Origin of the sequence: Brevundimonas sp. (assembly GCF_023259385.1) — a bacterium.
Classification (GTDB): domain Bacteria; phylum Pseudomonadota; class Alphaproteobacteria; order Caulobacterales; family Caulobacteraceae; genus Brevundimonas.
Genome location: NZ_JAHFPF010000016.1, coordinates 1 through 25350 on the forward strand (window position 1 = coordinate 1; position 25350 = coordinate 25350).

A 25350-nucleotide genomic window follows, 5' to 3' on the forward strand; every position below is an offset into this window, starting at 1 on the left:
CCGCCGTCGTCGCGCACCCGCCGGGCGGTCTTGGGCGTCAGATCCAGCAGCGCCCGGATCGCCCCGGAGGTCTGTTCGCGCGCGCGCAACTCCAGGATCTGGCCCACCAGAACGAGGACGGTGATAATGGCCGCCGCCTCGAAATAGACCGGCGCGCTGCCGTCCATCCGCCGCACCGCAGCCGGAAACAGCCCTGGCGCGAGAACTGCGACCACGCTGTAGACCCAGGCCGCGCCGACGCCGATGGCGATCAGGGTGAACATGTTGAGGCTGCGGTTGCGGAGGGAAGCCCAGCCCCGCTGGAAGAAGGGCCAGCCGGCCCACAGCACCACGGGCGTCGCCAGGGCGAACTGGATCCAGTTGGAGGTCTGGCCCGGAATCCGCATGGCCAGTCCGGTCAGATGGCCGCCCATTTCGAGCGCGAAGACCGGCAGGGTCAGGACCGCGCCGACCCAGAGGCGGCGGGTGAAGTCGATCAGTTCGTGATTGACCGGGGCCTCGGCGGTGACTGTCTCCGGCTCCAGCGCCATGCCGCAGATCGGGCAGGAGCCCGGACCTTCCTGGCGGACCTCCGGATGCATCGGGCAGGTGTAGATCGCGCCCGGGATGACAGGCGCCGGTTGCGGGGCCTCGCCGAGATAGCGGTCCGGATCGGCGATGAATTTGGTCCGGCAGCCCGCCGAACAGAAGAAGTAGTCCTGTCCCTCGTGGGCGGTCCGATGCGCCGTGGTCGCCGGATCGACGGTCATACCGCAAACCGGATCGACCGCCTTCCCGCCGCTGTCCGCCGATTTGGTCGAACAGCAACTGTGACCGGCCGGATGCGAATGGGAGGGCGTGGACATGGCGGGCTCCTTGAAATAGCTGGATGCCAAATATACCCCATGGGGGTATCTCGCAAGATGCCATGCTGAGGTAGGATCGAACGATCAGAACGAGGAATTGGATGCAGACGGAAACCAAACCCAAGGTGTTGAACCGCCTGAACCGGATCGAGGGCCAGGTGCGCGGCATCGCCCGGATGGTCGAGGAGGACCGTTATTGCGTGGAGGTTCTGACCCAGCTCCGGGCCGTGCGGGCGGCCCTGCTGCGTGTCGAGAGCGAGGTGCTGAAAGACCACCTCGACCACTGCGTCATGGGGGCGATGACCGGCGACGATCTCGCCGACCGCAAGGCCAAGGCCACAGAACTGATCGATCTTCTCGGGCGCGCGACGCGCTAGCGGGCGGGCCGCACGGAGCCCGCGCCGGCGGTCGAGCCGGACGGACGAAGCCGGAAGCGGGCCACGGCCCCGCGGATCGGGACGTGGGCCACGGCCAGCTGGTCCGCGCGCCGGCCCGGCGCAGCGGACCGGTCGTCCGTGTCCCGGATGAGGGCTACGCGCATCGGGTGCGTAATCCAATTAGGCGGCCCGTCCTGTCCCGCCTGCCTTGGGGGGCCATCGCTCATGACGTCCGTGCCGCCGACCCGCGACGGCTACCCCGCCGATCTGAGGGCCCTGACCAGCCTACGGGCCTTTCTGGCGGTGGGGGTGGTGCTGTTCCACTACCAGCTCCAGTGGGACCCGGCCCTGGGCTTCAGTCCGATCATCGAGCGAAGCCGGCTGGCGGTGGACGCCTTCTTCATGCTGTCGGGGTTCATTCTGGCCCACGTCTACGGCCCGGCCTTCGCCGCCGGGACCTTCAGCTACAGGCGCTTCATCGTGGCCCGCCTGGCGCGGCTCTACCCCCTCCATGTGACGGTGCTGGCGGGGGTGCTGACCATGGTCCTGGGCGCGACCACGGCCGGGGTCCGGTTCGACGCCGACAGCTATCCGCCGCTCGCCTTCTTCCAGACCCTGTTCCTCGTCCAGGCCTGGTTTCCGACGAACGCCGACCTCAACTGGAGCGGGCCGAGCTGGTCGCTCTCGGCGGAGTGGTTCGCCTATCTGCTGTTCCCCGCCTATGCTTGGCTGGCCCTGCGGTTCCGGGGCCGTCCCTGGGTCCTGCTGGGGATCGGTGCGGCGGCGTTCGTCGCGATCGACGCCCTCTACGTCCAGGCGTTCGGCAAGGTCCTGCCGCGGGCCGAGGATTCACTCGGCATCCTGCGGATCGCTCCGGAGTTCCTGATCGGCATGGCGCTTTACGCCCTGGGTCACCGCTGGCGCTGGAGCCGGCCCGTCGCCGCCGCCGCCGCCCTGTTCGCCACCGTCCTCCTGCTCGGCGCCATGCAGCTGGCGCTGGATGATCGCATCATCGTCGCCCTCTGCGCACCCGTGATCCTGACCTGGTCCCTGCTCGCGCGCGCGGACTGCGAGGGGCCGCTCGCCGCCCCGGCCCTGGTCTTCGTCGGCGAGGCGTCCTTCGCCCTCTATCTCGTGCATATGGCCGTCATCGTGGCCTTCAAGGGCGTCGTCGCTGAACTCCGCGGCGTCGACAGCGCCTTCCGCATCACGCCGGTCGAACTGGCGGGATTGTTCGTCGCCACGGCGCTGATCGCGGCCGCCTTGCATGTGTTCGTCGAGAAACCCGGCCGAACCTGGATCCGACGCCGGTTCGAAGGCCGGCGGGCCGGGCCCGCCGCGCCGCCCTGACCCCGCCACGCGAGTCGTTCCTGCGGCCATGGCGTCCGTCGATCCCGACCGGCGGGCGCCGCGCTGGCCCCTACAGTGACTGAAATCGCCCGCGCGTTACCGACTCATTTGAGAATGATAGTGAGATTGACTCGCAAGAAAGCCTGTGGTCAGACCGCCGCTGTCATTCGCCTGCGTTTGAAGTGCTTCATGTCCCCTCGCCTCCTCGCCACCGCCGCCCTTCTGCCGCTGCTGCTGGCAGCCCTTCCCGCCAAAGCCCAGGAAGCCGCGACCCGCGACGCCACGACCCTGGACGAGGTCGTCGTCACCGCCTCGCGGATCGAGACCCCGCGTTCGGCCATCGCCGCCACGGTGGAGATCCTCGACGCCGAGGCCATCGTCCAGCAGACCGCGCTCGCCGCCTCGGCCGTGGAAACAGTCTCCGCCCTGGTGCCGTCCTTCTCGCCGACGCGACAGAAGCTGTCGGGTTTCGGCGAGACCCTGCGCGGGCGCTCGCCGCTGTATCTGGTGGATGGGGTGCCGCAGTCCACGCCGCTGCGCGACGACAGTCGCGACGGCTACACCATCGATCCCTTCTTCATCGACAGGGTCGAGGTCATCTTCGGCTCCAACGCCATCCAGGGGATCGGCGCTACGGGCGGGGTGGTCAACTATGTCACCGCCCGCAAGCCTTCTGAGGGCGAAGGCCTGACCGGGCGGATGATGGCGCAGGTCACCACCGACGACGAAATCCAGGGCGACGGCGTCGGCGCCAAGGTCGCCGCCATCGGCGGCCGCGACTTTGGCGTCTTCGACCTCAGCTTGGGCGCGGCCTTCGAGACCCGCGGTGCCTATTACGACGCCGACGGCCGCCGCATCGGCTTTGACGGCGCCCAGGGCGAGGTGCAGGACTCGCAGGCCCTGTCGCTGTTCGCGCGGGCCGGCTGGGACCTGGGCGGCGAGCGTAGGCTGGAAAGCTGGATCAACCGTTTCGATCTGGAAGGCGACGGCGACTATGTCACCGTGGCGGGGAACCGCGCGACCGGCGTTCCGACCACGGCCGTGCGCGGCGTGGCGCCGGGCCGGCAGCCGTCGAACGCGGTGACCTCGGCGGCGCTGAGCTACACCGACCGCGACCTGTTCGGCGGCGTCTTCCGGGCCCAGGTCTTCGCCCACGACTATCAGGGCGTCTTCGGGGGCGGCAGTTTCCCCGACTTCCAGGACCCGCGCATCGCTCCGGTCGGGACGCTGTTCGACCAGTCGGCCAACAACTCGGAGAAGATCGGCTTCAAGGTCGACTGGCAGGGGGAGGTCCCGCGCCTGCCGGGCCTCAAGGCCCTCGTCGGCCTCGACGGACTGCGCGACCAGACCTACCAGGAACTGATCCTGACCGGACGCAACTGGGTGCCCGAGACCGCCTACGAGAGCCTGTCGCCCTTCCTGCAGCTGAACCAGTCGCTGCTTTCGGGTCGTCTCAGTCTTTCCGCCGGGGCGCGGCATGAATCGGCCAGACTGAAGGTCGACGACTTCACGACCCTGTTCGCCTACGGCCCCCAGACGGTGGCGGGCGGCGAGCCGGGCTTCGAGGAGACCCTGTTCAACGTCGGAGCCGCCTTCGAGGTCGCGCCCGGCCTGCTGGCCTACGCCTCGTTCGCCCAGGGCTTCACCATGCCGGACGTCGGCCGGGTGCTGCGCGGCATCAACATTCCCAACCAGGACGTCGACACCTTCCTGAACGTCGAGCCGGTGGTGTCGGACAACACCGAGGTCGGGATCGAGTACCGGGGCGCCCGGTTCGAACTGTCCGCCGCCGTGTTCCGGTCCGAGGCCGAGCGGGGCTCGCTGCTGAACCGCCTGCCGTCGGGCATCTTCGAGGTGCAGCGTCGGGCCACGCGCATCGACGGCGTCGAGTTGAAGGGGCTGTGGCGCGCCACCGACGCCTTCACCTTGGGCGGCAGCTATGCGGCGCTCGACGGCCGCAGCGCCAGCATCGAAAACGGCCCGCTGAACCGCGATCTGAACGGGGCCAACATCTCGCCCGACCGCCTGCTGCTGTGGGGCGAATACGAAACCGGTCCCGTCGCCCTGCGCCTTCAGGCCCAGACCTTCCTCGAGCGCGACTTCGACGGCGAACCGGCCTCCAACGGCTTCGAGGGCTATGCGGTGCTGGACGCCGTGGCCCGCTACGAGGCGGGTTTTGGCACGGTGTCGCTGGGGGTGCAGAACCTGCTGGACGAGCAGTACATCTCCTACTTCTCGGACACCCAGGGACCGACCGATAACCTGCGCTATTTCGCCGGGCGCGGGCGCACGGCGACCGTGACGCTGACGCGGAGCTTCTGACCGCATGATGGGCGCGATCCGCACGCTGCACGCCTGGGCCGGGACCGCGCTGGCGGTTCTGGCCGTGGTGTTCGGCCTGACCGGAACGCTGCTGGTGTTCGAGGACGACTGGATTCGCGCCACCGTCCCCGCCGCCCGCGCCGAGGTCGATCTGGACCCCGCCCGCCTGGGCGCGGCGCTGGACCGGCTGGAGGCGGCCGAGCCGGGCCTGACCTCGGTGGTCCTGCCGGGCGGGGCGGTGGGCGCCCACCGCCTGTATCTGGCTGACGAAGGTTTCGGCTACGCCGACGCCGACGGCGCCGTGGTCGACCGCTGGCGCGGCGCGGCCCGCGCCGAGATCTGGATCTTCGACCTGCACCACGAACTGCTGGCCGGCCACACCGGCAAGCTGGTCGCCGGCGGCGCCGGCCTGGCTCTGGTGTTGATGGTCCTGACCGGCCTGATCGTCTGGATTCCGGCCTGGCGCGCCTCGGGCTGGCGGGTCTGGCCCCGCTCCGGCGCCCGGCGCGAGCTGATCGGCAGCCACCGCAACCTCGGCCTGATCTTCGCGCTTCCGCTGCTGGTCTTCAGCCTGACAGGGGCGGCCATCGTCTTTCACGGCACGACCCAGGCCCTGCTGGGCGGCGCCCCGACGCCGCCGGCGCCGGTCGTAGGGACGGGCGACATCGACTGGACCCGCGCCCTGACAGCGGCCCAGGCCCGCTTCCCCGCAGCGACCCTGCGCATGGCCAGCCGTCCCGCCGCGCCGGGCAAGCCCGCCACCATCCGCCTGCGCCAGCCCGGCGAATGGCACCCCAACGGCCGCACCACGGCGACCATTGATCCGGCCACCAGCCGGGTGGTCGCGACCTCGGACGCTAACGCCCTGCCGACCGGCATCCGGGCGTACAACGCCTTCTACCCCCTGCACGCCAGTTCGCTCGGCGGCTGGCTCTACGACTGGGTCACGGCGCTCAGCGGTTTGGCCATGGCCGGGCTGGGCGTGGTCGGAGCAGGTGCCTTCCTGATCAAGCCGCGGCGGTGGCCCCGACGATCCCATGGCCACCTCTCAGCCGTTGACGAGCGCGGTCCGTAGGCTTCCGGTCCCGCTTTTACGACCGCAGCCTCACCTCTCCGACGCCTGTTCTGATGGACGGCTTCCGGGGGATCGCGGGAACACCGTGGATAGTCTGGGCGTTCGTATTCGGTTCGCCGAAGCGGGCGAGCCGTTCCTGCTGGGAGCCCTGCCGCGAGACGACGCGGTGGGGCTTTCTGGCTGACACCGAACGCGGCTGCAAGAGCGGGCTAAAGAGAAGAAAGGTGCGCTCGACCATGAAGCGAAAGCTCAAGCCGGTCGCCCCGCAATCCGTCGCCCGGCCCCTGAGGCGGATCGACCTCGCGGTCTGCCAGTATCTGTCAGGGAAGCTGAGGGCAGTTATCCGCCGGTGACGAGGACGATCTCATCAGGGGACATTCCGGGCCGAACGCTCATGCCCCGATAGCTGACCTCGAGATCCGACGAACCGGGGTAGTCGGGCGCTGGCGTCAGCCCGACCTCACGGCAAAACTGGTCCCAAGACTCGAATCCAACCGTGACGCACTGAAGGTCGTCGCCGTGGTAGGCGTCCATCGCATGATCAGAAGCCGCTTCCCTCAGCCTGCTACGTTGATGCCTGCATCCGGCCGACCTGGATCGGCCAGACCCTGCGCATATAGATTTCGCGGTCCGGGAACTTCACCCCGCTTGAACGCCCTTCCGCGCTCGCACCCTCCGCGCGCCGGATGGAGGCCCGCTCAGCAGGCCAGCCATTTAGATTGAACCTTCGAGGCGCCCGTTCGCGTTTGCACCGAGATCCGCTTCCTAGCACCTTGTCCTCTCGCCTCGTCCGGAGATCGTCATGCCGAACTACGACATCGTCATTATCGGAGGCGGCCCCGGCGGCTACCCCGCCGCAATCCGGGCCAGCCAGCTCGGGTTCAAGGTGGCCGTGGTCGAGGAGCGGGACCTGCTGGGAGGCACCTGTCTCAATATCGGCTGCATCCCCTCCAAGGCGCTGCTGCAATCGACCGAACGCCTGGTCGCTGCCCGGGGTCTCGCCGCGTACGGAATTCTCGCAGACAATGTGCGCGCGGATCTCCCGGGCGTCATGGCGCACAAGACGCAGGTCGTCGACGAGCTGGGAGCCGGGGTCGCCTGGCTGTTCAAGAAGAACGACATCACTTGGCTCAAGGGCCGGGGCAAACTGGTCGCGGCAGGCCGGGTCGAGATCACCGGCCCGGGAGGCGCGGTGCAGGAGGCTGTCGCAGACCGGGGGGTGATCATCGCCACTGGCTCCAAACCATCGACCTTGCCCGGCGTGCCGATCGACGAGCGCCGCATCGTCTCCTCGGCGGGTGCCCTCAGCCTGCCCGAAGTCCCCAAGCGCCTGGCCGTCATCGGCGGTGGCTATGTGGGCCTTGAGCTGGGTTCGGTGTGGCGTCGCCTCGGCAGCGAGGTGGTCGTGATCGAATTCATGGATCGCATTGCGGCCGGCCTGGACGCGGAGATGGCCGACGCGCTGCAGAAGGTTCTTGAGAAGCAGGGGATAGAGTTCCGACTACAATCCAAAGTGACCGGATGCCGTCAGTCGGACGACTCCGTCGTCCTCGAACTCGTACCGAGCGGCGGCAGCGATACCATCGAACTCGAGGCCGACTACGTGCTCGTCTCGATTGGCCGGCGTGCGGCGAGCGGCTTCGGCCTGGAAGAAATCGGTGGCCAGGTCGACGACAAGGGCAGGGTTGCGGTCAACGCGCGCTACGAGACCAACATCCCGGGAGTCTACGCCATCGGCGACGTGATCGGGGGCGCCATGCTGGCTCACAAGGCCGAAGAGGAAGGCATCGCCGTGGCGGAGTTGCTCGCGGGCCGGGCCGGCCATGTCAATTACGAGGCGATCCCCGCCGTCGTCTACACCTGGCCCGAGCTGGCGTCGGTGGGAAAGACCGAGGAGGAGCTGAAGTCCGCCGGCGTCGCCTACCGGGTCGGCCGCTTCCCCTTCTCGGCCAACGCCATGGCCAAGGCGCGGCTGGAGCGCGAGGGTTTCGTCAAGGTGCTCGCCGATTCCGGGACCGACAAAATCCTGGGCGTCCACATCTTGGGGCCGGACGCCGGAACGATGATCCACGAGGCCGTGCTCGCCCTGGAATTCGGCGCGGCCGCCGAGGATATCGCGCGGACCAGCCACGCTCACCCGACGCTTCCGGAAGCGCTGCGCGAGGCGTGTCTGGCGGTGGACCGCCGAACCATCAATCTCTGACCATGCTCGCGGCGCTTGCCATCCCTACGGTTGGCCGGCGCCCCGTCTCCCACTCCGGCCTCGCCAAAAGCCCGCATCTATTGTCGATGTGGCGGATCCTGAGCAGGTTCATCCGGGCTCCGGGGCGGCGAAGAAGACCGCCTCCATCAGCCCCACGCCGGATACCGCCAATTCTATTCCGTTAAGCAGACAACCTGCAGGCAACACCGCCTCATGGGCCGTCCCCGTGAAGAGGGGCGACATGCGCCCTCTTCACGGGGATTTTTGTCACCAGCGCCGGTCGTGCTGACGCTCGTGGCGCCGGTCATCACGACGATGCTGGCGTTCGTCACGCTGATGAGCCCGCCGATCCTGCCGGTAATCCCTCTGATCGTAATAGCGCGGGCTGCTGCCGTAATAGGCGGTATTGCCCCGCGACCCGTTATAGTATCCGTTGTTTCCGTAGTACCCGTTGTTGTAATATCCGGTTTGACCGCCGTAGTAGCCAGACTGAACGCCATAGGATTGGCCGCGGCCGGAACCGGCAATCACAGCGCCGGCCAACGCACCGACGGCCGCCCCGATCACAACGTTGCGCCCATTGTCGTGGCGGTCGCGTTCGTAGTATCTGCTCTGCGCGGCCGCTGGTGTCGCGGCCAACATCGCCATCGCAAGCCCGCTAACGGCGAGCGATCTGAGAATCTTCACGATCATAATGTCCTGTGCTGAAGCGGCTTGGCGCCTACTGTAGCAGTCAGCGCCTCTGCGCCTGAACGCGATGGCTCGCTCCCGTTCATCATCCATTCATTATGTCCGGTGAAGCGGCGCTTGGTCCGCCCCTAAGGGCGTCAAGACGCCGGCGAACACGCTCCTCCGAGGACGGGACGCGAGGAGGCGTATATCCACGTCGAGACACCGGGATACGACTTGGCCACGGCACGCCCAAGCGTGCCGTGGCCAAGTTTACTCGCGCAGATCAGATGTTTTTACTGCTTGCCGCCGCCGGTGTCGCGATGGCCATGCGGATCGACATCCCCTGGCGTATGACCTGGGTGGTCGTGGTGCTCCCCGGGCACGTCTTTCTTGCCGGCGGTGTCGCGATGACCGTGCTGATCAACGTCTCCAGGCTTGTGATCTGGATGATCGTGATGTTCGTCAGGATTGCCTTGGGTCACGTTCGTCTCCTCAGAAGTGGTTCGAACGAAACGCGACTGCCATGCTGCTGTTCCGAGGTCTGATCGGATCGATCGAGGAACTTGGACGGAAGGTCGAGGACCATGGTTTTGCGCCACGAGGCCGATGGACGGCGGATCACGAACGAGGGCCAGGCGCCGATCGTCCTCACCGCGCCGGCCGAGCCGGCCGCCGCGACCGTCAGCGTGGCCTTGCCGCGGCTCGCGCCGGGGACCTACACTACCGCCTGGGCCGCCGAAGGTCCGGACGGCCACAAGATGTCCGGCTCCATCAGCTTCATGGTTCACTAGGAGAACGACAATGAAAGTTTTCAACCTGCTCGCCGCCGTCGGCGCGATCCTCACCCTGAGCGCCGGGACGGCCCTGGCCGCAGAAGGCTGCGACTGCTGCAAGGACATGGCCGCGGATGCAGCCATGAGTTGCTGCGACGAGATGAAGACCGAGCCCGCCCCCGCCGAGGCGGCGCCGCCCGCCCCGGCCCCGGCTCCCACGGACGCGCCGGCGCCCCAAGGTCACGCCGCCCATAACTAATCAGTCCGACGTCGGATCGCTTCCGGTCGATGCCCATTCAGGACGCTCGGGGGGAGCCGGCGTCAGACTGTTCCCTCCCGCCCGTCGACTCCAACCTCGAAGGAGGTCGGACAGCATCCATTCTGACGAAACGGACGGTTTCGGATCGCGATTGCGGTTCGGCGATGAAGCCGGCGTCCGCGAAAGCGGTGTGTTGGGGCATCAACGGGCCGGATGGGTCCGGTCGCCACCAGCCGTCTGAGGTCGCGGCTTTGGGCAGAATGCCGCCCACAATCCGTTCGATGTCCCGGAACGTCAGATCCACTTCGGCCCGCTTCTGACGCCGAAGGTAGGATGCGAGGGGCGTGTATTTGGCCATCGGCGTGTTTTCCTACCTCACCACGGTCAGTCAAGCCCGACTTGCGCGACCGGCAATGAGCGGGGCAGGATCATCAGCGGCGGGTTCCGGGAACGACAGGCGCCGATCAAGCGCCGCGAGGGCGTCGACCCGGTCCTCGGCGGAGAGGTGCAGGAAGACCTCAGACATGGGCCGCCTGACTGACCGAACGCGCCAGCCAGGTCGGCAGACGCGGCCCTACGGACACCAGTTCGCCGAACGCCGAAGGCCCCAACTTTCGCTTCAGAGCCTCCAGCGCCGTTCCGGTCTTCTCCGGCCCCAGCCAAGCCAGGGCGCGAACCGCCTCGCCGGCCGGACTATCAGCCAGCAGGAGTTGCCATGCGGGCGCGTGCTTGAACTCCACGGTCTGCTTGCCGACATTGAAGGTGCGACTCGTCCCATTGGTCAGATAGACCATGCGGATCGGCGTCTGGGTGGTCAGACCCAAGGCGTTGGCCGCCGCCGCGCCATTGGAGGCGACGACCTCGCCGCGCTGCTCGCGCACGGCGCGCACCACCTTCTCGACCGAAGGCGTCCGGGACCCGAAGCGGCTTTCCAACGGGCGCATATAGACGCCGCGGCCGGCGCGCATGAGCCGGCCCCGACGAACCAGCCGCGACAGGGCTTGGTCCACAGCCGCGCGACTGCCCAGATGCAGTAGCGCCTTTGCGGTGAGAGGGGCGCCTTCGGGCAGCGTTCGGGCGCGCTCCATGATCTGATCGGCGAGAACTTGCATGACGGTCTCCGTGTCAGAAATATAAGCCATCTTCTGACACCGCACAAAAACCCGTCGCTCCCGCGGAAGCCAACAGAGGCCTAATGCCCCATGGCTCGCCAGCCAGCCCTCCCCTCGGCGACCGCTGCACGGCCGCTCGCCCGCCGTCCTGTCGGACGCCTCAGCCGGACGGATCACGATGAGGCAAGCGGGTCTCCGGAGGCAGCCGAGGCCGAGGTCAGCAGCACGAGGGCCGCGAGCGAAAAGGCACGTTTCATTGTTGATCTCCATGGATCGGTTTTCTGAGAAAGGATCGTCGGTGGAGATCAGGCTCGAGGGGGCGGATCCTCCGCTTCCGGATCCACCCCGGCGAGGGGATCGACCGGCGACCAGGGACGCGGTTGCCTCGACAACAGCTCCAGAAGGAACCCGCAGGATGGTGATCCCGACCTAGCTGGATTCAGGCTCTGCCAGGGAGGCGAGCGCCCGCTGGGCGCGGGCGACGGGGCGCGACATGACGGCCTCCTCAAGATCGGATTTAAGGAAGGGAGCGGTGGTGCTGTCTCAGCGCCACCGCATCGTGGACTCAGATGGGTGACAACCATCTGAAGGAGATGCAGTCGGCGCTTGACGGGCGCGTTGACGGAACTGCAAAATCGCTATGTATGGCATCACTAAACAAGTTGTGAATTTCAATGCAGGATATACTTGCTCTTTTAGGTTTGGCGATCGTCATATTCGCTTCGACAAATATAGATGATATCTTTATCCTTCTTGCGTTCTTCACCGACTCCAAGTTCAAGCCACGGCAGATCATAACAGGCCAATATCTTGGCATCGGCGCGCTGTTTCTTATCAGCGCGTTGGGATCGTTGGTCTCCTTGGTGCTCGCACCAGAGTACGTCGGCCTGCTTGGTATTGCCCCCATCTTGATCGGCCTGAAGAAACTGTACGATTTGATCCGAGGTGAGGAGGAGAGCGAGGAATATCTGGAAAGTCACGGCTCCAACGGTCGGATTCTGGCCGTTGCTGCTGTTACGATGGCAAACGGGGGCGACAATATCGGCATCTACACCCCGCTATTTGCAACCCGGTCCGCCGTCGAAATAGTGGTCATTGGAATCGTCTTCGTCTTGATGACTGCGCTGTGGCTTTTGCTCGCGCATTGGCTGGTCAGCCATCGCACGATCGGCGCACCAATCCGTCGATATGGATACAAAGTCGTTCCCTTCGTGCTTGTCGCCCTCGGCATCATCATCATGGTCGAAGCGGGCACCTTTGGCCTCATAGTGAACTGACCACTGCGAGCCTGCTCGGCGTCGATCGTCGTAAAGATCACGCCTGTGCGCCAGCGTCCGGACAACGTCGGACCTCCGTGTGCGTCGGGACGTGAGAGTTCGTTGGGACGCAACACAGTGACCTCCCCAACATGGGGTTTGAAGAAGAGGGCGGCGGCGCTGCCTCAGCGCCGCCGCGGCTCGGTCAGCGGGACCAGATCAGGCTGTGTCCGCCCTCGATCTCGACCAGCGAGGCGTAGATCGGGGCCGGGAAGCTGGGATCGTCGAGCTTGACCGACAGGTAGTCGCGGTTCTGCTGGCTCGTCTTCTTCCAGGCGGCGCCGAACTCGGTCTGTCCGAAGGAGTGTTCCTTGGCGACCCACCCCGATACCATCCAGTTCACGGTGATCCGCGGCGACGGCGACTGGCGCGTGCTGCGCGATGGCCGGAACTCGGGGCATTTCGACTTCAGCGTCGACGCCGTCGAATCCGCTCTCGTCAAGGCCACGACGCTGATCGACAAGGGCGCGCGGGTCGAGGTCTTCGTCCAGGATGCGGCCGGCCAACTACGTCAGGTCGATCCGGTTGGCGGCGAAGTCCTGCACTGACGCATAAGGGTCAGCGCCTGACCCAAGCCGCGCCTCGGCGCCATCGCCGCTTAGCCATGGTCGTCCCGCGCCGCCTCGCGCAACTGAGCCAATCGCTCCTGACAGACGGTCGTCGCAACGGCGCGCAGCACTTCCACCCGCTCCGTCAGCCAAGTCAGTTCCTCGGCGCTGATCTTGTAGTGTTTGGAGTAGCGCGCCTTCACATAGGCCTCGCGCAGCAACTCGAAACAGCGGCGCTCGAACTTGGTCTCGCGCGGCCAAGCGTCCGCCAAACGGGCGTCGATGGCCTCGCACTTCTTGCGCAGGAAGGCGAGATTGTGAGCCTTGCCGCTGTAGAGCGTCACTACGAGCAGGACGGAATGGTAGAGGTGCTCGGAAGCTTGATGAAGGTTGAAGGCTGCGAGCTTGGAGTTGTCGATCGAAATGCAGTAGGCGGCGACTTTCTGAAAGCCAGCGGAGCTGGCCATCCAATCAGCGAAGAACTCCTCAGCTTCGGCCAGCGCGACCTGGGCTTTCAGGTCCGCCGGTTTGCGCAGCTTCGCACCCGGCGTGTCGAAGAGAACGATCCCTTCCCGCACGATGTCCGCCCAGAAATAGCGCCCGCGATCCAGTTGCTCGTTCACGTCGTCCAGACTGTGCACGATCAGGCTGACCGGGGTGCGGATCAGCGTTTCGCCCGGCATCAGCTTGTTCTCGGCGTCATGCCAGAACTCGCCGTCGGTCAGGTCTTCATGATCGACGACGATCAGCAGATCGAAATCCGAGAAGTAGCGCCCGACCGGATCGTGGACCCAGTCGCCGCGCGCATACGAGCCGTAGAGGATGATCTTGAGGATCTTGCCGTTCTTCAGCCGCTCGGCCCGACGGGTCGAGACGGCCTCGGCGAACGACTCCCGGATCACCTCGACCACCCGGCGCAGTTCCACCTGCTTGCGCGGCGGCAGATGATCGATCGAAGTCTTCATCGGGCGAGTCTCGCCCAAGGCGTGCATCGGGGCAAGGCGCGAAGCCTCAGTTCTGGATCAGGCGGATCAGGGTTCCGTCCGGGTCGATGAGCGCGCCGATCCGCAAACCCGACTCCTCGATCTTGGGCGCGTGCAGTCGGGGTTGGCCCCAGCACGCCTCCGGCAGGCCGGTGACAATGCACGCGGCGTAAAACGCGTCGAGATCGTCGAGCCGAAGGCAACAGCTGAAGTTGCTCGTCAGCGGATCGAGTTCCGGATGCGGGAAGAACTCGAGCGTCAGCCCGCCGCGTTTCAGGATCATCCAGCCCTCATCTCGCCAGCCCTCCTCGAAACCGATCCGCGCGTAGAACCGGGACGTGGCTTCGAAGTCCCGCGACGGCAGGTTGGGTGTGGCGTGGTCGGTCACAGCGAACTCCGGTGCAGCGATGCCGCCGAAGCCTAGCCGCAACACCCCTTGCCATCCACCTGGATCGGCGGACACGGCACATCGGCATAGGAGCAGAACACGCAGCAGTCGCCGGGTAAGGGTTTCAGCTTCACGCCGCAACCGAGGCAGTCGTAAAACCAGATGCAGGCGTCGGTGGGCATGGTCTCGGTCGCGACATGACCGCAATGCGGGCAGGTCAGCGTCGATTCCAGTACGATGGCCGGGGTCATCGCATGGCCGCCAGCCGGGGCATGGCCCACGGTTCGATATAAGGTTGCCAGGCTAGGGACAGCACGACCAGCGCGGTGGCCACGACCAGCAGCCAGAAGGCGAGCCGCGAAGGGCGGCGGCAGGCTGCGTCCTTCCGACACATCCGCAGACGACGCCAATGCAGCAGCCAGCCGGCCACCAGTATGACGGCGGCCACCAGCGTCAGCCAGTTCCGCGCGCCCGCGATAACCGCGGCGCCGGCGAAGGAGACGCCCGCCACCGACAGAGCCAGCGGCAAAACGCAGCACGCGGCCCAGGCGAACACCGCGGCGACCCCGCCGATGGCGGCCGAGGCGCTGACGGCGACCTCGGGAATGCGGGGTCGGTCTTGATCGATGGCCATAGGGCCTCCCGTTCGATTTCTGCTACAGGCTACAACCCGTAGCCGCTACGGGATCAAGAGCCATGTCCGCACGAAGTTTGACGATCGGACGCCTCGCGGACAGCGCAGGGGTGAACCTGGAAACGGTGCGCTACTACGAGCGGATCGGCCTGATGCCTGCGCCGGCCCGCACGGAGGGCGGGCACAGAAGCTATGAGCCGGAACACGCCCAACGCCTGCGCTTCATCCGCCGGTCCCGCGAACTGGGGTTCGGCATCGACGCCATTCGGCGGCTGATCGCCCTGAGCGAGCCGGGCGTCCAGGCGTGCTGTGAGGTCCGCGACATAGCCCAGGACCACATCGCCAGCGTAGACGCCAAAATCGCGGACCTGGAGCGGCTGCGGACGGTGCTGAAGCAGGCGGTAGCGGACTGCAGCGAAGGCGGGCGGGTCCGGTGCCCGGTGATCGAAGAACTAGGCTCGATCGCATAGGTGATCGCCGGAGCACCCCGTTGAGCCGGTAGGCTACTGCCCAATCATGCGCCGATGACGCCCAAGTGCTCAAGCAGGATGGTCAGACCGAGCGCGACGAGGGCAAGGCCTCCGACCAGTTCGGCGATTTTGCCGAAGCGCTGGCCCACCGCCCGACCGATCAGCATGCCGAGGGTGGTCAGCAGAAAGGTCGTGACGCCGATTGAGGCCGCGATGACCCAGATATTGGCCCCAATGAAGGCAAGGCCCACGCCGACGGCCGCGGCGTCGATGCTCGTGCCAACGGCCGTGGCGATCAGCCCCCCACGGTCCCGACCGGCGAGGGGCCTGACCCGCATCCACCGCCAGCGGACGGGTCGCTTCCCAGATCATCTTACCGCCGACTGCGGCCAAGAGGCCGAAGGCAATCCAGTGATCGATCCGCTCGACGAGACCGGCGGCCACCATGCCGAGGGTCCAGCCGATCAAGGGGGTGACGGCTTCGATGACGCCGAACACCAGGCCTGCCTTCAAGGCGCCGGTGAGGTTCGGGCGATGCGAAGCGCCGCGACCGACGGCGGCGGCGAATGCGTCCGTGGACATGCTGAGAGACAGGACGGCGATAGCGACGGGAGTCATGACGAGCATCCACCGGGCGACGAACAGCGCTTCCCTCCCCGGCCGGTGCGGCGGTGGGACGCGCTGGTCTCGCTAGGCGGCGGTTCCGCTGGTCGGACCACGCGCCGAAACGCGAGTGTGTTGATCCGACCCCGGCGATCAAATCGCCGGAAGCTACTCCCCAACAGGAAGCGGCCTTCTAGGGCGTGTCGGGCATATACGCTACCGACAAGACGACGCATCAGCGACGGGCCCTGGTCAGGCGGCCGATGCGCCCGGCACGGGTCTGCCCGGCAAGATGCAGATCGGCTCCGCGTTTGGCGAGAGGAGCGTTCCCGGCGATCGCCTTAATGGCGCGAAGGGGTGATCGAGGACGCGGCCTCGCGGCAAGCGTCTTCGCAGCGACGGCATTCCTCGGCGCAGATGCGGCAATGCTCGTGCATCTCGGCGTGCTTCTCACACTCGGCGGCGCAGTCTGCGCAGGCCTCGGCGCAGACCTCGAGCATGCGCTTGATCAAAGCCTCGTTGCTGCCAGCGCGCCGCGCGGCGAGCCCGGCCGTGGCCAGGCAGACATCGGCGCAGTCGAGATTGAGCCGGATGCACTGGGTCAGTTCCTTGACCATCTCCTCGGCCAAGCAGGCGTCGGCGCAGATGCGGCACACGGCTCCGCAGCCGTAGGCCGCCTCGATCGCGCGCACGAGGCTGTCGTTTACGCTGCCGCGCACGTCGGGATGGGTGCTGATCATTGGGTGGATTTGCATTGGGGCCTCCGCGGGTGATCGGAACTCAACCGCGAGGGTCGTCGAGATGTTCCGAACGGTGGAGCCTGCGGCTATGTGGGCATCAACACCGCGGCGCGAGGCAGCACGCTGTTAGCCTGTGCGTGTCGCCGCCGCCGTTGAGCGTTTATCCGGATTGGAGCCTGGCTCTCCGGCAAGCGTCATCTTGATGGGGCCCTTGCCCGCGTCTTCGGGTTTTAACGACGCAACTTCGCGGGGCGGTCGTTCGGACTCCTTGTCGCTCGGTGAACGCGACTTGGTCGGGTCAGCCTTCGTCATAGACGTAGGAGCGGTCCACGAGCGGCAAGGTTGCGTTCCACCAGCGCAGCGCAGGCCCCAATGCCAGTTCAACCAAAGCCGGAGCGTCGCGAATGCCAAGCCGCGCAAGGTCGAAGAGGCGCCAACAGCAGACATTGGCGTCGGCGCGGGGAGCAGACATTGAGCGCCAATAAGACGTGTCGGTCGATCTTGCAGCGACGTACATCCAGCTGGACCAGGTGAACGCCTATCCTCGTGGCAAATACCTTGCCCAATTCAGTCGCACATAGTCCGCCATGCCTTGGGCGGGCGCGTAACGCGGGTAGAGCTTCCGAAAGACTGACAGCGCTACGGCGGGGTCATGCGACCCGAGCGCATCAGCAGGTAGAGTAACGCAATCGAGGGCGACCGTGAGAAGCCTTGGTTGCAGTGAACCAACACCTTGAAATCGCCGATGTGACGGTCGATCGCGCGGAGCGCCGTATCCACGATGACCGGCGCGATGAAGCTCACCTGCGCAACGTCGACCAAGTTGAGGATCAACCGCCCAGGACGCTCTGCCAGCAAGTATTCTGGATGCTGCTTGGGCGCGCCCTGGCTCGTGTAGCCCAAGGTCTGACGATGATATGGCTCCTTGCAGGCGTGGACGACGAACCAGCCCGGTTGCCCCCGAATTGCGGCCTCATCGTCCTGCGAGCCGACAAAGAGGTTAAGGTGCACCTCGATCATGACGGCAGCACCTCTGCAGACACCGGCGGGTCACCTGCGGCGGCCGCCACCCGTAGCAGCGCGCCGACAATCGGCATGTGGATGAAGAGTTCGTCGCACGGCCGCCCTGTCGCCGCCTGAACCGCCTCGGCGTAGAGGGCAAGCTGCGGCGCGTAGTGGATAGCTCGGTCGACCCACTGGTCCGGCGAGCCTGGAAAGCTCTTGTGGTCGATGATCGCAAATCCTGCCGCGGTCTCGATCAGCAGGTCAATGCGCCCATTAACGAGCTGCCCGCCCAAGGTCGCGCTCACCGGGACCTCCGGCGTCCGCTGGGACTGCGGCCATCGCCCGTTCATGGCGACATGCAACCGGTCCGACGCTGCGATGGCGTCCCGTGCCGAGAAGCCGGCGACCCCCCACCGGTCCAGGATGGTTTGGGCATCGGCCTCCCGCACCGCCGGCGCACGGTTCGGATCGTCATAGGCCAAGATCGCGTGGACGGCTTCGCCGAGGCTCGCCATGTCGCTGACGCCATCAAGCCGCAAACGTGGGCCGAGATCGAGGGTCTCGACGATGCGCCATCCCGCCTCGCCTCGCGCTGCGCTGGGCCGCAAATGGAGGGGAATCGCCGGTGGTACCTCTACAGCGGCCGGCCGCACATAGGTCTGCTTGACCGCCCGCGCCGCCACGTCATCGCCCGCGGTCAAGGGCCGGACGTCGGCCACGAAAGTCTCGTCGCCCACGTGTATGAGGTTGTCGCCTTCCGGCGGGAACGTCAGGCGAGACGGACCATCGGTCTCGTCAAGCACCTTCAACCAATTCAATGCGCCCTTGGCCGGCGGCGCGAACACCAGATAGTCGCGGGCCCGCGTTACGCCCACATAGAGCAGTCGCGTGTCCTCCTGGATTGCCCGGTGCCAAGCCGCGCGGCCAAGCGCGGAGTCGGCGGCGCTCACCTCGAGGTCGTTCCCCGCGCCGGAGAGTCCATAAGGCCACGGCCAATAGCGGATCCAGCGGTTCGCCAGAGGCTGACGCCAATCCAACGCGCCATCCACCTCGGCGGCCGCCTCGGACAGCCGCCGCCCGGCTGATGATCGTCGTGCCGGCGACGCTGCTGATCATCTTCGTGCTGCTCTATGTGACGTTCGGCCGGCTCGACGAGGCCGCCCTGATCATGGGGACCCTGCCCTTCGCCCTGACCGGCGGGATCTGGATCCTCTATCTTCTGGGCTATCACCAGTCGATCGCGACCGGGGTGGGCTTCATCGCCCTGGCCGGCGTCTCGGCGGAGTTCGGCGTGGTCATGCTGATCTATCTCAAACACGCCCTGGCCGACCGGGGCCCCGACCCCTCGCCGGATCAGGTCGCCGAGGCCGTGCGCGAGGGCGCGCTGCTGCGGGTGCGCCCCAAGGCCATGACGGTGGCGGTGATCCTCGCCGGCCTCTTCCCCATCCTGGTCGGCCACGGCGCTGGCTCGGAGGTCATGAGCCGGATCGCCGCGCCCATGATCGGCGGCATGCTGACCGCCCCCCTGCTCTCGATGCTGGTGATCCCCGCGGCCTACCTGCTGCTGAGACGCCGACGTTCCCCACCCACCGCTTCAACCCAAGGAGACTCTCTATGAAACACCTGATCCTGACCGCCGCCCTCGCCTCGACCGCCCTGCTCGCCGCCTGCGGCCAGCCGGCCGGCAAGGCAGCCGCCCCGGCGGCGGAACCCGTGGCGGCCGAAGCCCCGATGGCGGAGATGGCCCCGGCCGCCACGGCCGCAACGACCGGTCATGGAACGGGCGTCGTGACCGCCATCGACCCGGCCGCCGGCACGGTGACCCTGGACCACGGTCCGATCCCGGAGCTCGGCTGGCCGGCCATGACGATGAGCTTCAAGGCGACGCCCGCGCTGCTGACGACGGTCAAGACCGGCGATCGGGTCAAGTTCGCCCTGGTCATGACCGACGGCGCCGCCGAGATCACCGCCATCAGCCCGGAGTAGGCCTGGCGCGGTCAAACGGCGCCGTCAGTCGAGCATGGCTCCGGTGCGGGTCCAGGCGACGGCGCAGTTGTGCGTTCCGGCCTCCCCCCGCCGCGGGGCGGGCCTCGGTCGATCACGGCCGCGACCTGGGCGCGGCGTCCGACGGAGGGAGCCTGGACGAGACCACGTCCGGCTCCTTCCAGGGGGCGCTGCTATCGACACCCCCGTGCTCGCCTCTGCGTACACGGCCGCGGGCGACGTCGGGCCGATGATCGTGCGAGCCGTGTTGCGCCTGATACTCAGCCGGGCTGAGGCCTCTGCCGGTCATATGCAGGCCTGGCCTCTCAGGGGGCGCACGGCCGTCGCCGGAGTTGACGTCGACGCGAGCGTTCGCCGCCGCTGACGCTCGAAGGTCGCCTCGGGCCTCCGGCCGATCGTCAATCCCGTCGTCCACGGCCGCTCTCCTGAAATCGCCTCTGCGTGGCTGGCGTCATATGCGTGCAATACGTCAACGAAGGCAGGGTTGCCTGACCGCGAGCGTCCCCTGTCCCCGCTCCGGCGCCGAGACGGCTCAAAGTCGAGGCGGCGCAAGGCGAAAGGGCCAGGGCGCGACACTCCGCCCGTCGCCAAAACCGCCGGCGCCCGCCATGGTGCGGGTTCGACTCCAGAGGAGCGTCCAACCTGGCCCAGACCCGCCCTTCCCCATCCCGCCGCGCCCTGCTGCTCGGCTTCTCCCTCACCGCCGTGGCCGGCCCGGCCCTCGCCGCGCCCCCGAAACGGATGACCGCCTACAAGACCCCCTGGTGCGGCTGCTGCGGCGGCTGGATCGCCCACATGCGCCAGGCCGGCTGGACCGTCGAGGTCGTCGAGCGCGAGGACCTCGCGCCGATCCGGGCCCGGCTCGGGATTCCCGACCGGCTGGCCTCCTGCCACACCGCGGTGGTCGGCGCCTACGCCATCGAGGGCCATGTTCCGGCCGGCGACGTCGACCGGCTGCTCGCGGAACGCCCCGCCGCCAGGGCCTTGAGCGCGCCCGGCATGCCGGCGGGCTCGCCGGGCATGGAGGCCGCCGGGCGCGAACCCTATACGACCATCCTGATCCTCAACGACGGTTCAACCCGGGTGTTCGGCCGGCACAACGGCGCCTGACGCCGGGGGCGCCGTCGCCGAGTCTGCCACCGTCCAGTTGGCGCGAGGCGGATTAAAGCCAGGTCTGGACGGGACGGTCGAAGCCGTAGCGGAACACGCCGACGGCCTATAACGTTCAGCGGGCGCCGACGACAGGACATCCTGCCCCAAGGCGTCGAGCAAGCCGAACCAAACGATGCGGCTCACCTCGTTGGTGAGGACACCGAGAACGACATCAGGGTCGGATCCTGCCCAGGCAGCCGCCGCAAGCGGCGTATCGGATCGTCGGCGGCGCGGGAGAGACCGGACCCTGGTCCCGGAACGGGCAAGGAGCGCCAATCGTTACGGCCAGGGCGGCCCGCCCGGATAGAGCAGCGCCGTTCCGACCGCGAGGGCGATCGCCAGGCCGATCGCGGTGACACGACGGGGCCAGCCGCGTCGGGCGCTGACGAGACAGGCGGCGCCGAGTATGGCCAAGGTTGCGCTGTAGCCGACGTGGAGCGGCAGCTTGAAGGCCCCGGACATCCGGAGTCCCAAGAAGAGCGCCCCGCCGAGGGCGAGTCCCAGGCTGATCAGGGCTGCAATGACGTCAAGCACCGGCTGAGGCGGCTCCGGCCGCCTGGGCCGTCCGCCGCGGCGTTTGCTGTAGGGCCGTTCGGACCATCTGGGGCTGCGTCCGCGGACCGTTAGCCTCTTTCCGCCCATTTCTACCTCCTCGGGCGGGCGCTGATCGGTCACTGATGACCGTCTTGGACGAGTCCGCTCGGCCTGACCTCGATCTGGACGGTGCGGTGATGGATCGTGAACTGCCGCTCCAGGAGCGCGGCGACGATCCGGTGCTCCGGGTCGGGCTCGCCATCTGTTGGGCCCGGCGCCTCATCGGAAGCGGCGCTTGGGCTTTTTGATCCTGAGCCTGGCAGCTGTTTCAGGGCGTGATCGAAACTTGCCGCCCTCGGCCGCGCGCTTGAGATCGCGCAGTGTTCCGGCCATCGCCCCCGTCAGCAGGCGAACCAGACGCCGCCGGGCGAACGGCGCCGCGAAACCCCTGATCTTCAAGCTGAAGCGAACCACGGTCTTCACCCCCTGCGACTCGAGATCAAACACCATCCCCAGACCGAGAACGCCGCGGACACCGAGCCACCACGACACCTGTTCGGGTTCGCGGAACGGCCGCAGTTTTCCAGCCAGCCGCCATTGATGCGGCGTCCCCGCCTCGGTGGCGGCGGCAACGCCGAAGGTGACGAAATCACCCCCCTCCTCGTCCAGGGTCAGCTGCATGGACCGGTTCCATCGCGCGTAGCCCGGGATATCGCTCAGAATCGCCCACACGTCCGGCGGGGACGCCTCGATGTCGATGTCGTGTTGAATGTCCATCAATTACAGAGCCCGCGTCCCGAAAATCTCTACGCCAATCGCATCGCCAGTTGAATGGCTCCATCCGCATTCCGCCGCCTACCCCGACCTCCACCAAGGGGCTATCGACTCGGCATTTTCGTTCGAAGCCGCATCGCCAAGGCCGATGCGGCGGCACCGCAAAACCTTGGCGACCCAGAACAACGGGCCGCTGTGTCTCGGCTTCCGGCGTGCGCCGGGGCATCGCGCGGTTACGATTTTTTCTTGGCGCCCTCGGGCTCAGGGCCGCGTCGAGCATCGGCGGAGAAATCTGCTTGGTGATCGTGCGAGCCATGCTGGGCGAGATACTCCGCCGGGCTGAGTCCCCTCCCCGTCATATGGAGCTTAGGGCCTTGAGACGGCGCGCGAGCGCCCCCGGAATCGCGGTCTTCGTGAGCATCTGCTCGACCGGACGCCCGCTTTTCGCGTCTCGCCGCCGATCGGTCGCCAATCTTGTCGCCCATGACCACTCCGTTGACATCTACCACTGCGTGGGTTGCGGCATATCAGTGCAATACACGGGCGCAGGTTGCCTGGCCCAGGACCCGTCCTACGCTCCTGCGCGAGCGCTAACCTGCCCTCTTGGTGAACAGCCGAGGCCAAGGCCTCGAGCCCGCCGCGCGAACCCAAGCGATCGTCCTGGTCTTCAACGACGGCCCAACCGCGTGTTCGGCCGCCACAACGGCGCGCAATATTCAAATGCCGGCTGACCCCGCCGAGCCAGTCACGCGGCTTGACGACGCGGCGTCCAGCGCAACAACCGCATGGCGTTGGCGGTGACCAGGACCGTGGCCCCGGTGTCGGCGAGGATGGCGGGCCACAGACCGGTCACCCCGATTACGGTGGTGACCAGGAAGACGGCCTTCAGCCCCAGGGCGATGGTGATGTTCTGGCGGATATTGCCCATCACGCCCTGCGACAAGGCGATCATGTCGGGGATGTCCCGCACGCGGCCGTGCAGAACCGCGGCGTCCGCCGTCTCCAGGGCCACGTCCGTTCCTCCGCCCATGGCGATGCCGACATCGGCCTGGGCCAGGGCCGGGGCGTCGTTGATGCCGTCGCCGACCTTGGCGACCACCAGACCCTCGGCCTGCAGGGCCTTGACGATGACCAGCTTGTCCTGCGGCAGCAGCTCGGCCCGGGGCTCGATGCCGAGTCCCGCGGCGACCGCCTCCGCCGTGCGGCGATTGTCGCCGGTCAGCATGATGGTGCGGACGCCCCGCGCTTTCAGGTCGGCCAGACCCTGGACCGCGTCGGGCCGCGCCTCGTCGCGCATGGCGAGGAACCCGGCCACCTCGCCCGCGGCGACCAGGACGGAGACCGTCTTGCCCTCGGCGTTCAGGGCGGCGATGGCCGCGTCCTGGGCCGGCGTGATCGGCGCGCGCCGGGCCGCGGCCTGCGGCGAGCCGAGGAATATGCGTTCGCCGCCGACCTCGCCTTCGACGCCCTCCCCCGCAATGGCGTGGGTGGCTGAAGCCGGCGGCGCCGTGATCGCGTCCGCGTCGGCACGCGCCAGGATGGCGAGGGCGAGCGGATGGCTCGATCCCGTCTCCAAGGCGGCCGCCAGCGTCAGCAGGGCCGAAGCGGTCCGCGTTCCGGCGACGACATCGGTGACGACGGGCTTGCCGGCCGTCAGGGTTCCGGTCTTGTCGAATGCGATCGCCGTGATCTTGCCGAGCGTTTCCAGCACGGCCCCGCCCTTCATGAGCAGACCGCGCCGGGCGCCCGCCGACAGGCCGGCGGCGATGGCGGCGGGGGTGGAGATGACGAGGGCGCAGGGACAGCCGATCAGAAGCACGGCGAGGCCCTTGTAGATCCATTCGCTCCACGCGCCGCCGAGCAGCAGCGGCGGCGCTGTCGCGACCAGGGCCCCGAACACGAGCACGCCGGGGGTGTAGACCTTGGAGAAGCGGTCGATGAAGCGTTCGGTCGGCGACTTGGACTCCTGCGCCTCCTCGACGAGACGCACCACCCGGGCGATGGTGTTATCCGAGGCCGAAGCCGTCACGCGAACCCGCAGGACGCTGCCGCCGTTGATGGTGCCGGCGAACACGGGATCGCCCGCCACCTTGCGCTTCGGCACGCTCTCGCCCGTCACCGGGGCCTCGTCGAGACTCCCCTCGCCCTCGACGATCTCGCCGTCCGCCGGAACCCGGTCCCCCGGCCGGACCAGGATGATCGCACCCACCTCCACGGCCTCGGCGGGGATTTCGCGGGTCACCCCCTCGATTTCGACGAAGGCGGTCTTGGGCACCAGGGCGGCGAGGCCCTGGATGCTCTGGCGCGCGCGTCCGGCCGCCACCCCCTCCAGCATCTCGCCGATGAGGAACAGCAGGACGACGGCGGCGGCCTCCTCCTCCGCACCGATGAAGACGGCGCCGACGGCGGCGATGGTCATCAGCATTTCGATGGAGAAGGGGGTGCCATGGCGCGCCGCCGAGAGCGCGCGGGACGCCACCGGGACCAGTCCCACGGCCAGGGCCGCCAGGAAGGCGTACCGTTCGATCGAGGGAAACCGGGTTCCCAGCCCGTAAGCGGCGAGCAGCGCCAGGCCGCAGAGAGCCGTCAGACGCGCCTTGCCGGTCCACCACCACGGCCCGCCCCCGGTCTTTGCGGCCGCAGGCGGCCGGTCGGCCGGCGCCGCGAGGGACCCGGGCGTCGGCGTAGCCGCTTCCCCGCTGTAGCCGAGGTTGCGCAACTGCTGCAGGACGGCCTCGTCCGCGAGGTTTCCGCCATGCCGGATCTTCAGCACCCCGGTCTGCACCGCCACCGAGACGTCCTCGACACCCGGCAGCCTGCGGATCGCCGTATCGATCTTGCGGCCGCAGCTCGCGCAATCCATGCCGGTGACCCGATATCGGCTTTCCAGGGTTTGCGCCGTCATGTCCGCTCCTTGTGGTCGCTATCGGCCAAGGCTACCTCCTCCAGCCACTGTAGATGCAAGCTAAAAACGAGCGGGCCGTTCCAATGAATGAAGCGCGCGTCCGCTGGACACCGGAGGCCGGACCCACCGCCTGATGACCTCGTCTTGTCCTCACGACCGCGAGACCGCGCCGCCGACGGCCGCGCAGGTGGACCGCGTCCTGGCCGCAGCCGCCGCGCGCGTGGCCGCCTCTGGAGAAAGGCTGACCCGGCCCCGGCGCAGGGTTCTGGAGCTCCTGCTCGCCGCCGGCGCCCCGGCCAAGGCCTA

General features: G+C 67.5%; 30 protein-coding genes and 2 pseudogenes. 14 read left to right on the plus strand and 18 right to left on the minus strand.

The features are described from left to right. The coding region (locus Q0C81_RS02120) for a heavy metal-binding domain-containing protein (RefSeq protein WP_291832831.1) at positions 1-845 on the minus strand (845 nt) is incomplete at its 3' end. A gap of 101 nt (positions 846-946) precedes the next feature. Here Q0C81_RS02120 and Q0C81_RS02125 point away from each other — a divergent pair. After that, complete coding sequence (locus tag Q0C81_RS02125) at positions 947-1222, plus strand: metal-sensitive transcriptional regulator (protein ID WP_291832832.1); 276 nt, start codon at positions 947-949, stop codon at positions 1220-1222. Here Q0C81_RS02125 and Q0C81_RS02130 read toward each other — a convergent pair. After that, a complete protein-coding gene (locus tag Q0C81_RS02130) occupies positions 1219-1386 on the minus strand; it encodes a hypothetical protein (RefSeq protein WP_291832833.1) in 168 nt (55 codons plus the stop codon). The two genes, Q0C81_RS02125 and Q0C81_RS02130, sit on opposite strands and share 4 nt — an antisense overlap. Positions 1387-1447: 61 nt before the next feature. Between Q0C81_RS02130 and Q0C81_RS02135 the strand changes: the two genes are divergently transcribed. The 4 genes from Q0C81_RS02135 (at position 1448) to lpdA (ending at position 8172) form a co-directional block, all read left to right on the plus strand. Further along, positions 1448-2572 (plus strand): acyltransferase, encoded by a 1125-nt coding sequence (locus tag Q0C81_RS02135; RefSeq protein WP_291832835.1) that lies wholly within the window; start codon positions 1448-1450, stop codon positions 2570-2572. Positions 2573-2761: 189 nt separating this feature from the next. After that, the gene (locus Q0C81_RS02140; RefSeq protein WP_291832836.1) at positions 2762-4894 is read left to right on the plus strand and encodes a TonB-dependent receptor; all 2133 of its coding nucleotides are present in this window, start codon (positions 2762-2764) and stop codon (positions 4892-4894) included. Positions 4895-4898: 4 nt separating this feature from the next. Then, on the plus strand, positions 4899-5969 hold the full coding sequence (locus Q0C81_RS02145) for a PepSY domain-containing protein (protein WP_291832838.1): 1071 nt from the start codon (positions 4899-4901) through the stop codon (positions 5967-5969). Between the two features lie 802 nt (positions 5970-6771). Beyond that, the gene (gene lpdA / locus Q0C81_RS02150; protein ID WP_291832840.1) at positions 6772-8172 is read left to right on the plus strand and encodes a dihydrolipoyl dehydrogenase; all 1401 of its coding nucleotides are present in this window, start codon (positions 6772-6774) and stop codon (positions 8170-8172) included. 267 nt (positions 8173-8439) lie between these two features. On the opposite strand, the gene Q0C81_RS02155 is transcribed toward lpdA, so the two are convergent. Continuing rightward, complete coding sequence (locus tag Q0C81_RS02155; protein ID WP_291832842.1) at positions 8440-8865, minus strand: hypothetical protein; 426 nt, start codon at positions 8863-8865, stop codon at positions 8440-8442. 239 nt (positions 8866-9104) lie between these two features. On the opposite strand from Q0C81_RS02155, the gene Q0C81_RS02160 reads away from it, so the two are divergent. The 3 genes from Q0C81_RS02160 to Q0C81_RS02170 are packed head-to-tail and all read left to right on the plus strand — an operon-like array spanning position 9105 to position 9876. Further along, positions 9105-9389, plus strand: a complete 285-nt coding sequence (locus Q0C81_RS02160; RefSeq protein WP_291832844.1) for a hypothetical protein — start codon at positions 9105-9107, stop codon at positions 9387-9389. 39 nt (positions 9390-9428) lie between these two features. Next, positions 9429-9635 (plus strand): copper resistance protein CopC, encoded by a 207-nt coding sequence (locus Q0C81_RS02165; protein ID WP_291832848.1) that lies wholly within the window; start codon positions 9429-9431, stop codon positions 9633-9635. Positions 9636-9645: 10 nt separating this feature from the next. Continuing rightward, on the plus strand, positions 9646-9876 hold the full coding sequence (locus Q0C81_RS02170; protein ID WP_291832851.1) for an ammonium transporter family protein: 231 nt from the start codon (positions 9646-9648) through the stop codon (positions 9874-9876). A gap of 518 nt (positions 9877-10394) precedes the next feature. On the opposite strand, the gene Q0C81_RS02175 is transcribed toward Q0C81_RS02170, so the two are convergent. Next, complete coding sequence (locus tag Q0C81_RS02175) at positions 10395-10988, minus strand: DUF6088 family protein (RefSeq protein ID WP_291832854.1); 594 nt, start codon at positions 10986-10988, stop codon at positions 10395-10397. 674 nt (positions 10989-11662) lie between these two features. Here Q0C81_RS02175 and Q0C81_RS02180 point away from each other — a divergent pair. Continuing rightward, the gene (locus Q0C81_RS02180) at positions 11663-12265 is read left to right on the plus strand and encodes a cadmium resistance transporter (protein WP_291832857.1); all 603 of its coding nucleotides are present in this window, start codon (positions 11663-11665) and stop codon (positions 12263-12265) included. Positions 12266-12449: 184 nt separating this feature from the next. Here the strand turns inward: Q0C81_RS02180 and Q0C81_RS02185 are convergent, their stop codons facing one another. Further along, positions 12450-12716: a DUF736 domain-containing protein gene (locus Q0C81_RS02185; RefSeq protein WP_291832907.1), complete on the minus strand. Its 267-nt coding sequence runs from the start codon at positions 12714-12716 to the stop codon at positions 12450-12452. Between Q0C81_RS02185 and Q0C81_RS02190 the strand changes: the two genes are divergently transcribed. Further along, entirely contained in the window at positions 12616-12852 is a 237-nt protein-coding gene (locus Q0C81_RS02190; RefSeq protein WP_291832909.1) for a hypothetical protein, read from the plus strand. The two genes, Q0C81_RS02185 and Q0C81_RS02190, sit on opposite strands and share 101 nt — an antisense overlap. 50 nt (positions 12853-12902) lie before the next feature. On the opposite strand, the gene Q0C81_RS02195 is transcribed toward Q0C81_RS02190, so the two are convergent. Genes Q0C81_RS02195 through Q0C81_RS02210 form a run of 4 tightly spaced genes read right to left on the minus strand, consistent with a single transcriptional unit; the run spans position 12903 to position 14857 of the window. Further along, on the minus strand, positions 12903-13817 hold the full coding sequence (locus tag Q0C81_RS02195; protein WP_207931428.1) for a HEPN domain-containing protein: 915 nt from the start codon (positions 13815-13817) through the stop codon (positions 12903-12905). Positions 13818-13863: 46 nt separating this feature from the next. After that, complete coding sequence (locus Q0C81_RS02200) at positions 13864-14223, minus strand: bleomycin resistance protein (protein ID WP_207931427.1); 360 nt, start codon at positions 14221-14223, stop codon at positions 13864-13866. A gap of 32 nt (positions 14224-14255) precedes the next feature. Then, the gene (locus tag Q0C81_RS02205) at positions 14256-14474 is read right to left on the minus strand and encodes a GDCCVxC domain-containing (seleno)protein (RefSeq protein ID WP_207931426.1); all 219 of its coding nucleotides are present in this window, start codon (positions 14472-14474) and stop codon (positions 14256-14258) included. Further along, positions 14471-14857, minus strand: coding sequence for an MFS transporter permease (locus Q0C81_RS02210; protein WP_291832871.1), 387 nt, complete (start codon positions 14855-14857; stop codon positions 14471-14473). The genes Q0C81_RS02205 and Q0C81_RS02210 overlap by 4 nt, the downstream gene beginning before the upstream one ends. 62 nt (positions 14858-14919) lie before the next feature. On the opposite strand from Q0C81_RS02210, the gene Q0C81_RS02215 reads away from it, so the two are divergent. Then, positions 14920-15327, plus strand: a complete 408-nt coding sequence (locus tag Q0C81_RS02215; protein WP_291832874.1) for a helix-turn-helix domain-containing protein — start codon at positions 14920-14922, stop codon at positions 15325-15327. Positions 15328-15371: 44 nt separating this feature from the next. On the opposite strand, the gene Q0C81_RS02220 is transcribed toward Q0C81_RS02215, so the two are convergent. The 6 genes and pseudogenes from Q0C81_RS02220 to Q0C81_RS02245 form a co-directional block, all read right to left on the minus strand. Further along, entirely contained in the window at positions 15372-15665 is a 294-nt protein-coding gene (locus Q0C81_RS02220; RefSeq protein WP_291832877.1) for a manganese efflux pump, read from the minus strand. A 70-nt stretch (positions 15666-15735) separates the two neighbouring features. Further along, positions 15736-15954: pseudogene (locus Q0C81_RS02225) on the minus strand (manganese efflux pump MntP family protein); the annotation flags it as partial. A gap of 317 nt (positions 15955-16271) precedes the next feature. Next, a complete protein-coding gene (locus Q0C81_RS02230) occupies positions 16272-16670 on the minus strand; it encodes a four-helix bundle copper-binding protein (RefSeq protein ID WP_291832880.1) in 399 nt (132 codons plus the stop codon). 298 nt (positions 16671-16968) lie between these two features. Further along, on the minus strand, positions 16969-17142 hold the full coding sequence (locus Q0C81_RS02235; RefSeq protein ID WP_291832883.1) for a hypothetical protein: 174 nt from the start codon (positions 17140-17142) through the stop codon (positions 16969-16971). Between the two features lie 167 nt (positions 17143-17309). Further along, a complete protein-coding gene (locus Q0C81_RS02240) occupies positions 17310-17690 on the minus strand; it encodes a hypothetical protein (protein ID WP_291832886.1) in 381 nt (126 codons plus the stop codon). Then, complete coding sequence (locus Q0C81_RS02245) at positions 17687-18625, minus strand: PD-(D/E)XK nuclease family protein (protein WP_291832889.1); 939 nt, start codon at positions 18623-18625, stop codon at positions 17687-17689. The genes Q0C81_RS02240 and Q0C81_RS02245 overlap by 4 nt, the downstream gene beginning before the upstream one ends. Before the next feature lie 119 nt (positions 18626-18744). Here Q0C81_RS02245 and Q0C81_RS02250 point away from each other — a divergent pair. The 3 genes and pseudogenes from Q0C81_RS02250 to Q0C81_RS02260 all read left to right on the plus strand — a co-directional run. Beyond that, positions 18745-19293 (plus strand): annotated as a pseudogene (locus Q0C81_RS02250) (efflux RND transporter permease subunit); the annotation flags it as partial. Then, the gene (locus tag Q0C81_RS02255; protein WP_291832892.1) at positions 19290-19661 is read left to right on the plus strand and encodes a copper-binding protein; all 372 of its coding nucleotides are present in this window, start codon (positions 19290-19292) and stop codon (positions 19659-19661) included. The pseudogene Q0C81_RS02250 and the gene Q0C81_RS02255, both read left to right, overlap by 4 nt. A gap of 759 nt (positions 19662-20420) precedes the next feature. Beyond that, complete coding sequence (locus tag Q0C81_RS02260) at positions 20421-20789, plus strand: DUF411 domain-containing protein (RefSeq protein WP_291832895.1); 369 nt, start codon at positions 20421-20423, stop codon at positions 20787-20789. A gap of 321 nt (positions 20790-21110) precedes the next feature. Here Q0C81_RS02260 and Q0C81_RS02265 read toward each other — a convergent pair whose 3' ends face one another. From Q0C81_RS02265 to Q0C81_RS02275, 3 genes are all read right to left on the minus strand, one after another. Beyond that, positions 21111-21365, minus strand: a complete 255-nt coding sequence (locus tag Q0C81_RS02265; RefSeq protein ID WP_291832898.1) for a hypothetical protein — start codon at positions 21363-21365, stop codon at positions 21111-21113. Positions 21366-21644: 279 nt separating this feature from the next. Next, entirely contained in the window at positions 21645-22142 is a 498-nt protein-coding gene (locus Q0C81_RS02270) for an SRPBCC family protein (protein WP_291832901.1), read from the minus strand. A 742-nt stretch (positions 22143-22884) separates the two neighbouring features. Next, a complete protein-coding gene (locus Q0C81_RS02275; RefSeq protein ID WP_291832904.1) occupies positions 22885-25044 on the minus strand; it encodes a heavy metal translocating P-type ATPase in 2160 nt (719 codons plus the stop codon). Positions 25045-25350: the final 306 nt, after the last annotated feature.

Coding starts and splice junctions, on each gene's coding strand:
- Q0C81_RS02205 (WP_207931426.1), bottom strand. CDS start 14,474: ATGACCCCGGCCATCGTACTGGAATCGACGCTGACCTGCCCGCATTGC.
- lpdA (WP_291832840.1), top strand. CDS start 6,772: ATGCCGAACTACGACATCGTCATTATCGGAGGCGGCCCCGGCGGCTAC.
- Q0C81_RS02180 (WP_291832857.1), top strand. CDS start 11,663: ATGCAGGATATACTTGCTCTTTTAGGTTTGGCGATCGTCATATTCGCT.
- Q0C81_RS02235 (WP_291832883.1), bottom strand. CDS start 17,142: ATGTCTGCTCCCCGCGCCGACGCCAATGTCTGCTGTTGGCGCCTCTTC.
- Q0C81_RS02230 (WP_291832880.1), bottom strand. CDS start 16,670: ATGATCAGCACCCATCCCGACGTGCGCGGCAGCGTAAACGACAGCCTC.
- Q0C81_RS02195 (WP_207931428.1), bottom strand. CDS start 13,817: ATGAAGACTTCGATCGATCATCTGCCGCCGCGCAAGCAGGTGGAACTG.
- Q0C81_RS02215 (WP_291832874.1), top strand. CDS start 14,920: ATGTCCGCACGAAGTTTGACGATCGGACGCCTCGCGGACAGCGCAGGG.
- Q0C81_RS02130 (WP_291832833.1), bottom strand. CDS start 1,386: ATGCGCGTAGCCCTCATCCGGGACACGGACGACCGGTCCGCTGCGCCG.
- Q0C81_RS02260 (WP_291832895.1), top strand. CDS start 20,421: ATGACCGCCTACAAGACCCCCTGGTGCGGCTGCTGCGGCGGCTGGATC.
- Q0C81_RS02220 (WP_291832877.1), bottom strand. CDS start 15,665: ATGCGGGTCAGGCCCCTCGCCGGTCGGGACCGTGGGGGGCTGATCGCC.
- Q0C81_RS02140 (WP_291832836.1), top strand. CDS start 2,762: ATGTCCCCTCGCCTCCTCGCCACCGCCGCCCTTCTGCCGCTGCTGCTG.
- Q0C81_RS02275 (WP_291832904.1), bottom strand. CDS start 25,044: ATGACGGCGCAAACCCTGGAAAGCCGATATCGGGTCACCGGCATGGAT.
- Q0C81_RS02135 (WP_291832835.1), top strand. CDS start 1,448: ATGACGTCCGTGCCGCCGACCCGCGACGGCTACCCCGCCGATCTGAGG.
- Q0C81_RS02165 (WP_291832848.1), top strand. CDS start 9,429: ATGGTTTTGCGCCACGAGGCCGATGGACGGCGGATCACGAACGAGGGC.
- Q0C81_RS02155 (WP_291832842.1), bottom strand. CDS start 8,865: ATGATCGTGAAGATTCTCAGATCGCTCGCCGTTAGCGGGCTTGCGATG.
- Q0C81_RS02145 (WP_291832838.1), top strand. CDS start 4,899: ATGATGGGCGCGATCCGCACGCTGCACGCCTGGGCCGGGACCGCGCTG.
- Q0C81_RS02240 (WP_291832886.1), bottom strand. CDS start 17,690: ATGATCGAGGTGCACCTTAACCTCTTTGTCGGCTCGCAGGACGATGAG.
- Q0C81_RS02125 (WP_291832832.1), top strand. CDS start 947: ATGCAGACGGAAACCAAACCCAAGGTGTTGAACCGCCTGAACCGGATC.
- Q0C81_RS02270 (WP_291832901.1), bottom strand. CDS start 22,142: ATGGACATTCAACACGACATCGACATCGAGGCGTCCCCGCCGGACGTG.
- Q0C81_RS02170 (WP_291832851.1), top strand. CDS start 9,646: ATGAAAGTTTTCAACCTGCTCGCCGCCGTCGGCGCGATCCTCACCCTG.
- Q0C81_RS02210 (WP_291832871.1), bottom strand. CDS start 14,857: ATGGCCATCGATCAAGACCGACCCCGCATTCCCGAGGTCGCCGTCAGC.
- Q0C81_RS02255 (WP_291832892.1), top strand. CDS start 19,290: ATGAAACACCTGATCCTGACCGCCGCCCTCGCCTCGACCGCCCTGCTC.
- Q0C81_RS02175 (WP_291832854.1), bottom strand. CDS start 10,988: ATGCAAGTTCTCGCCGATCAGATCATGGAGCGCGCCCGAACGCTGCCC.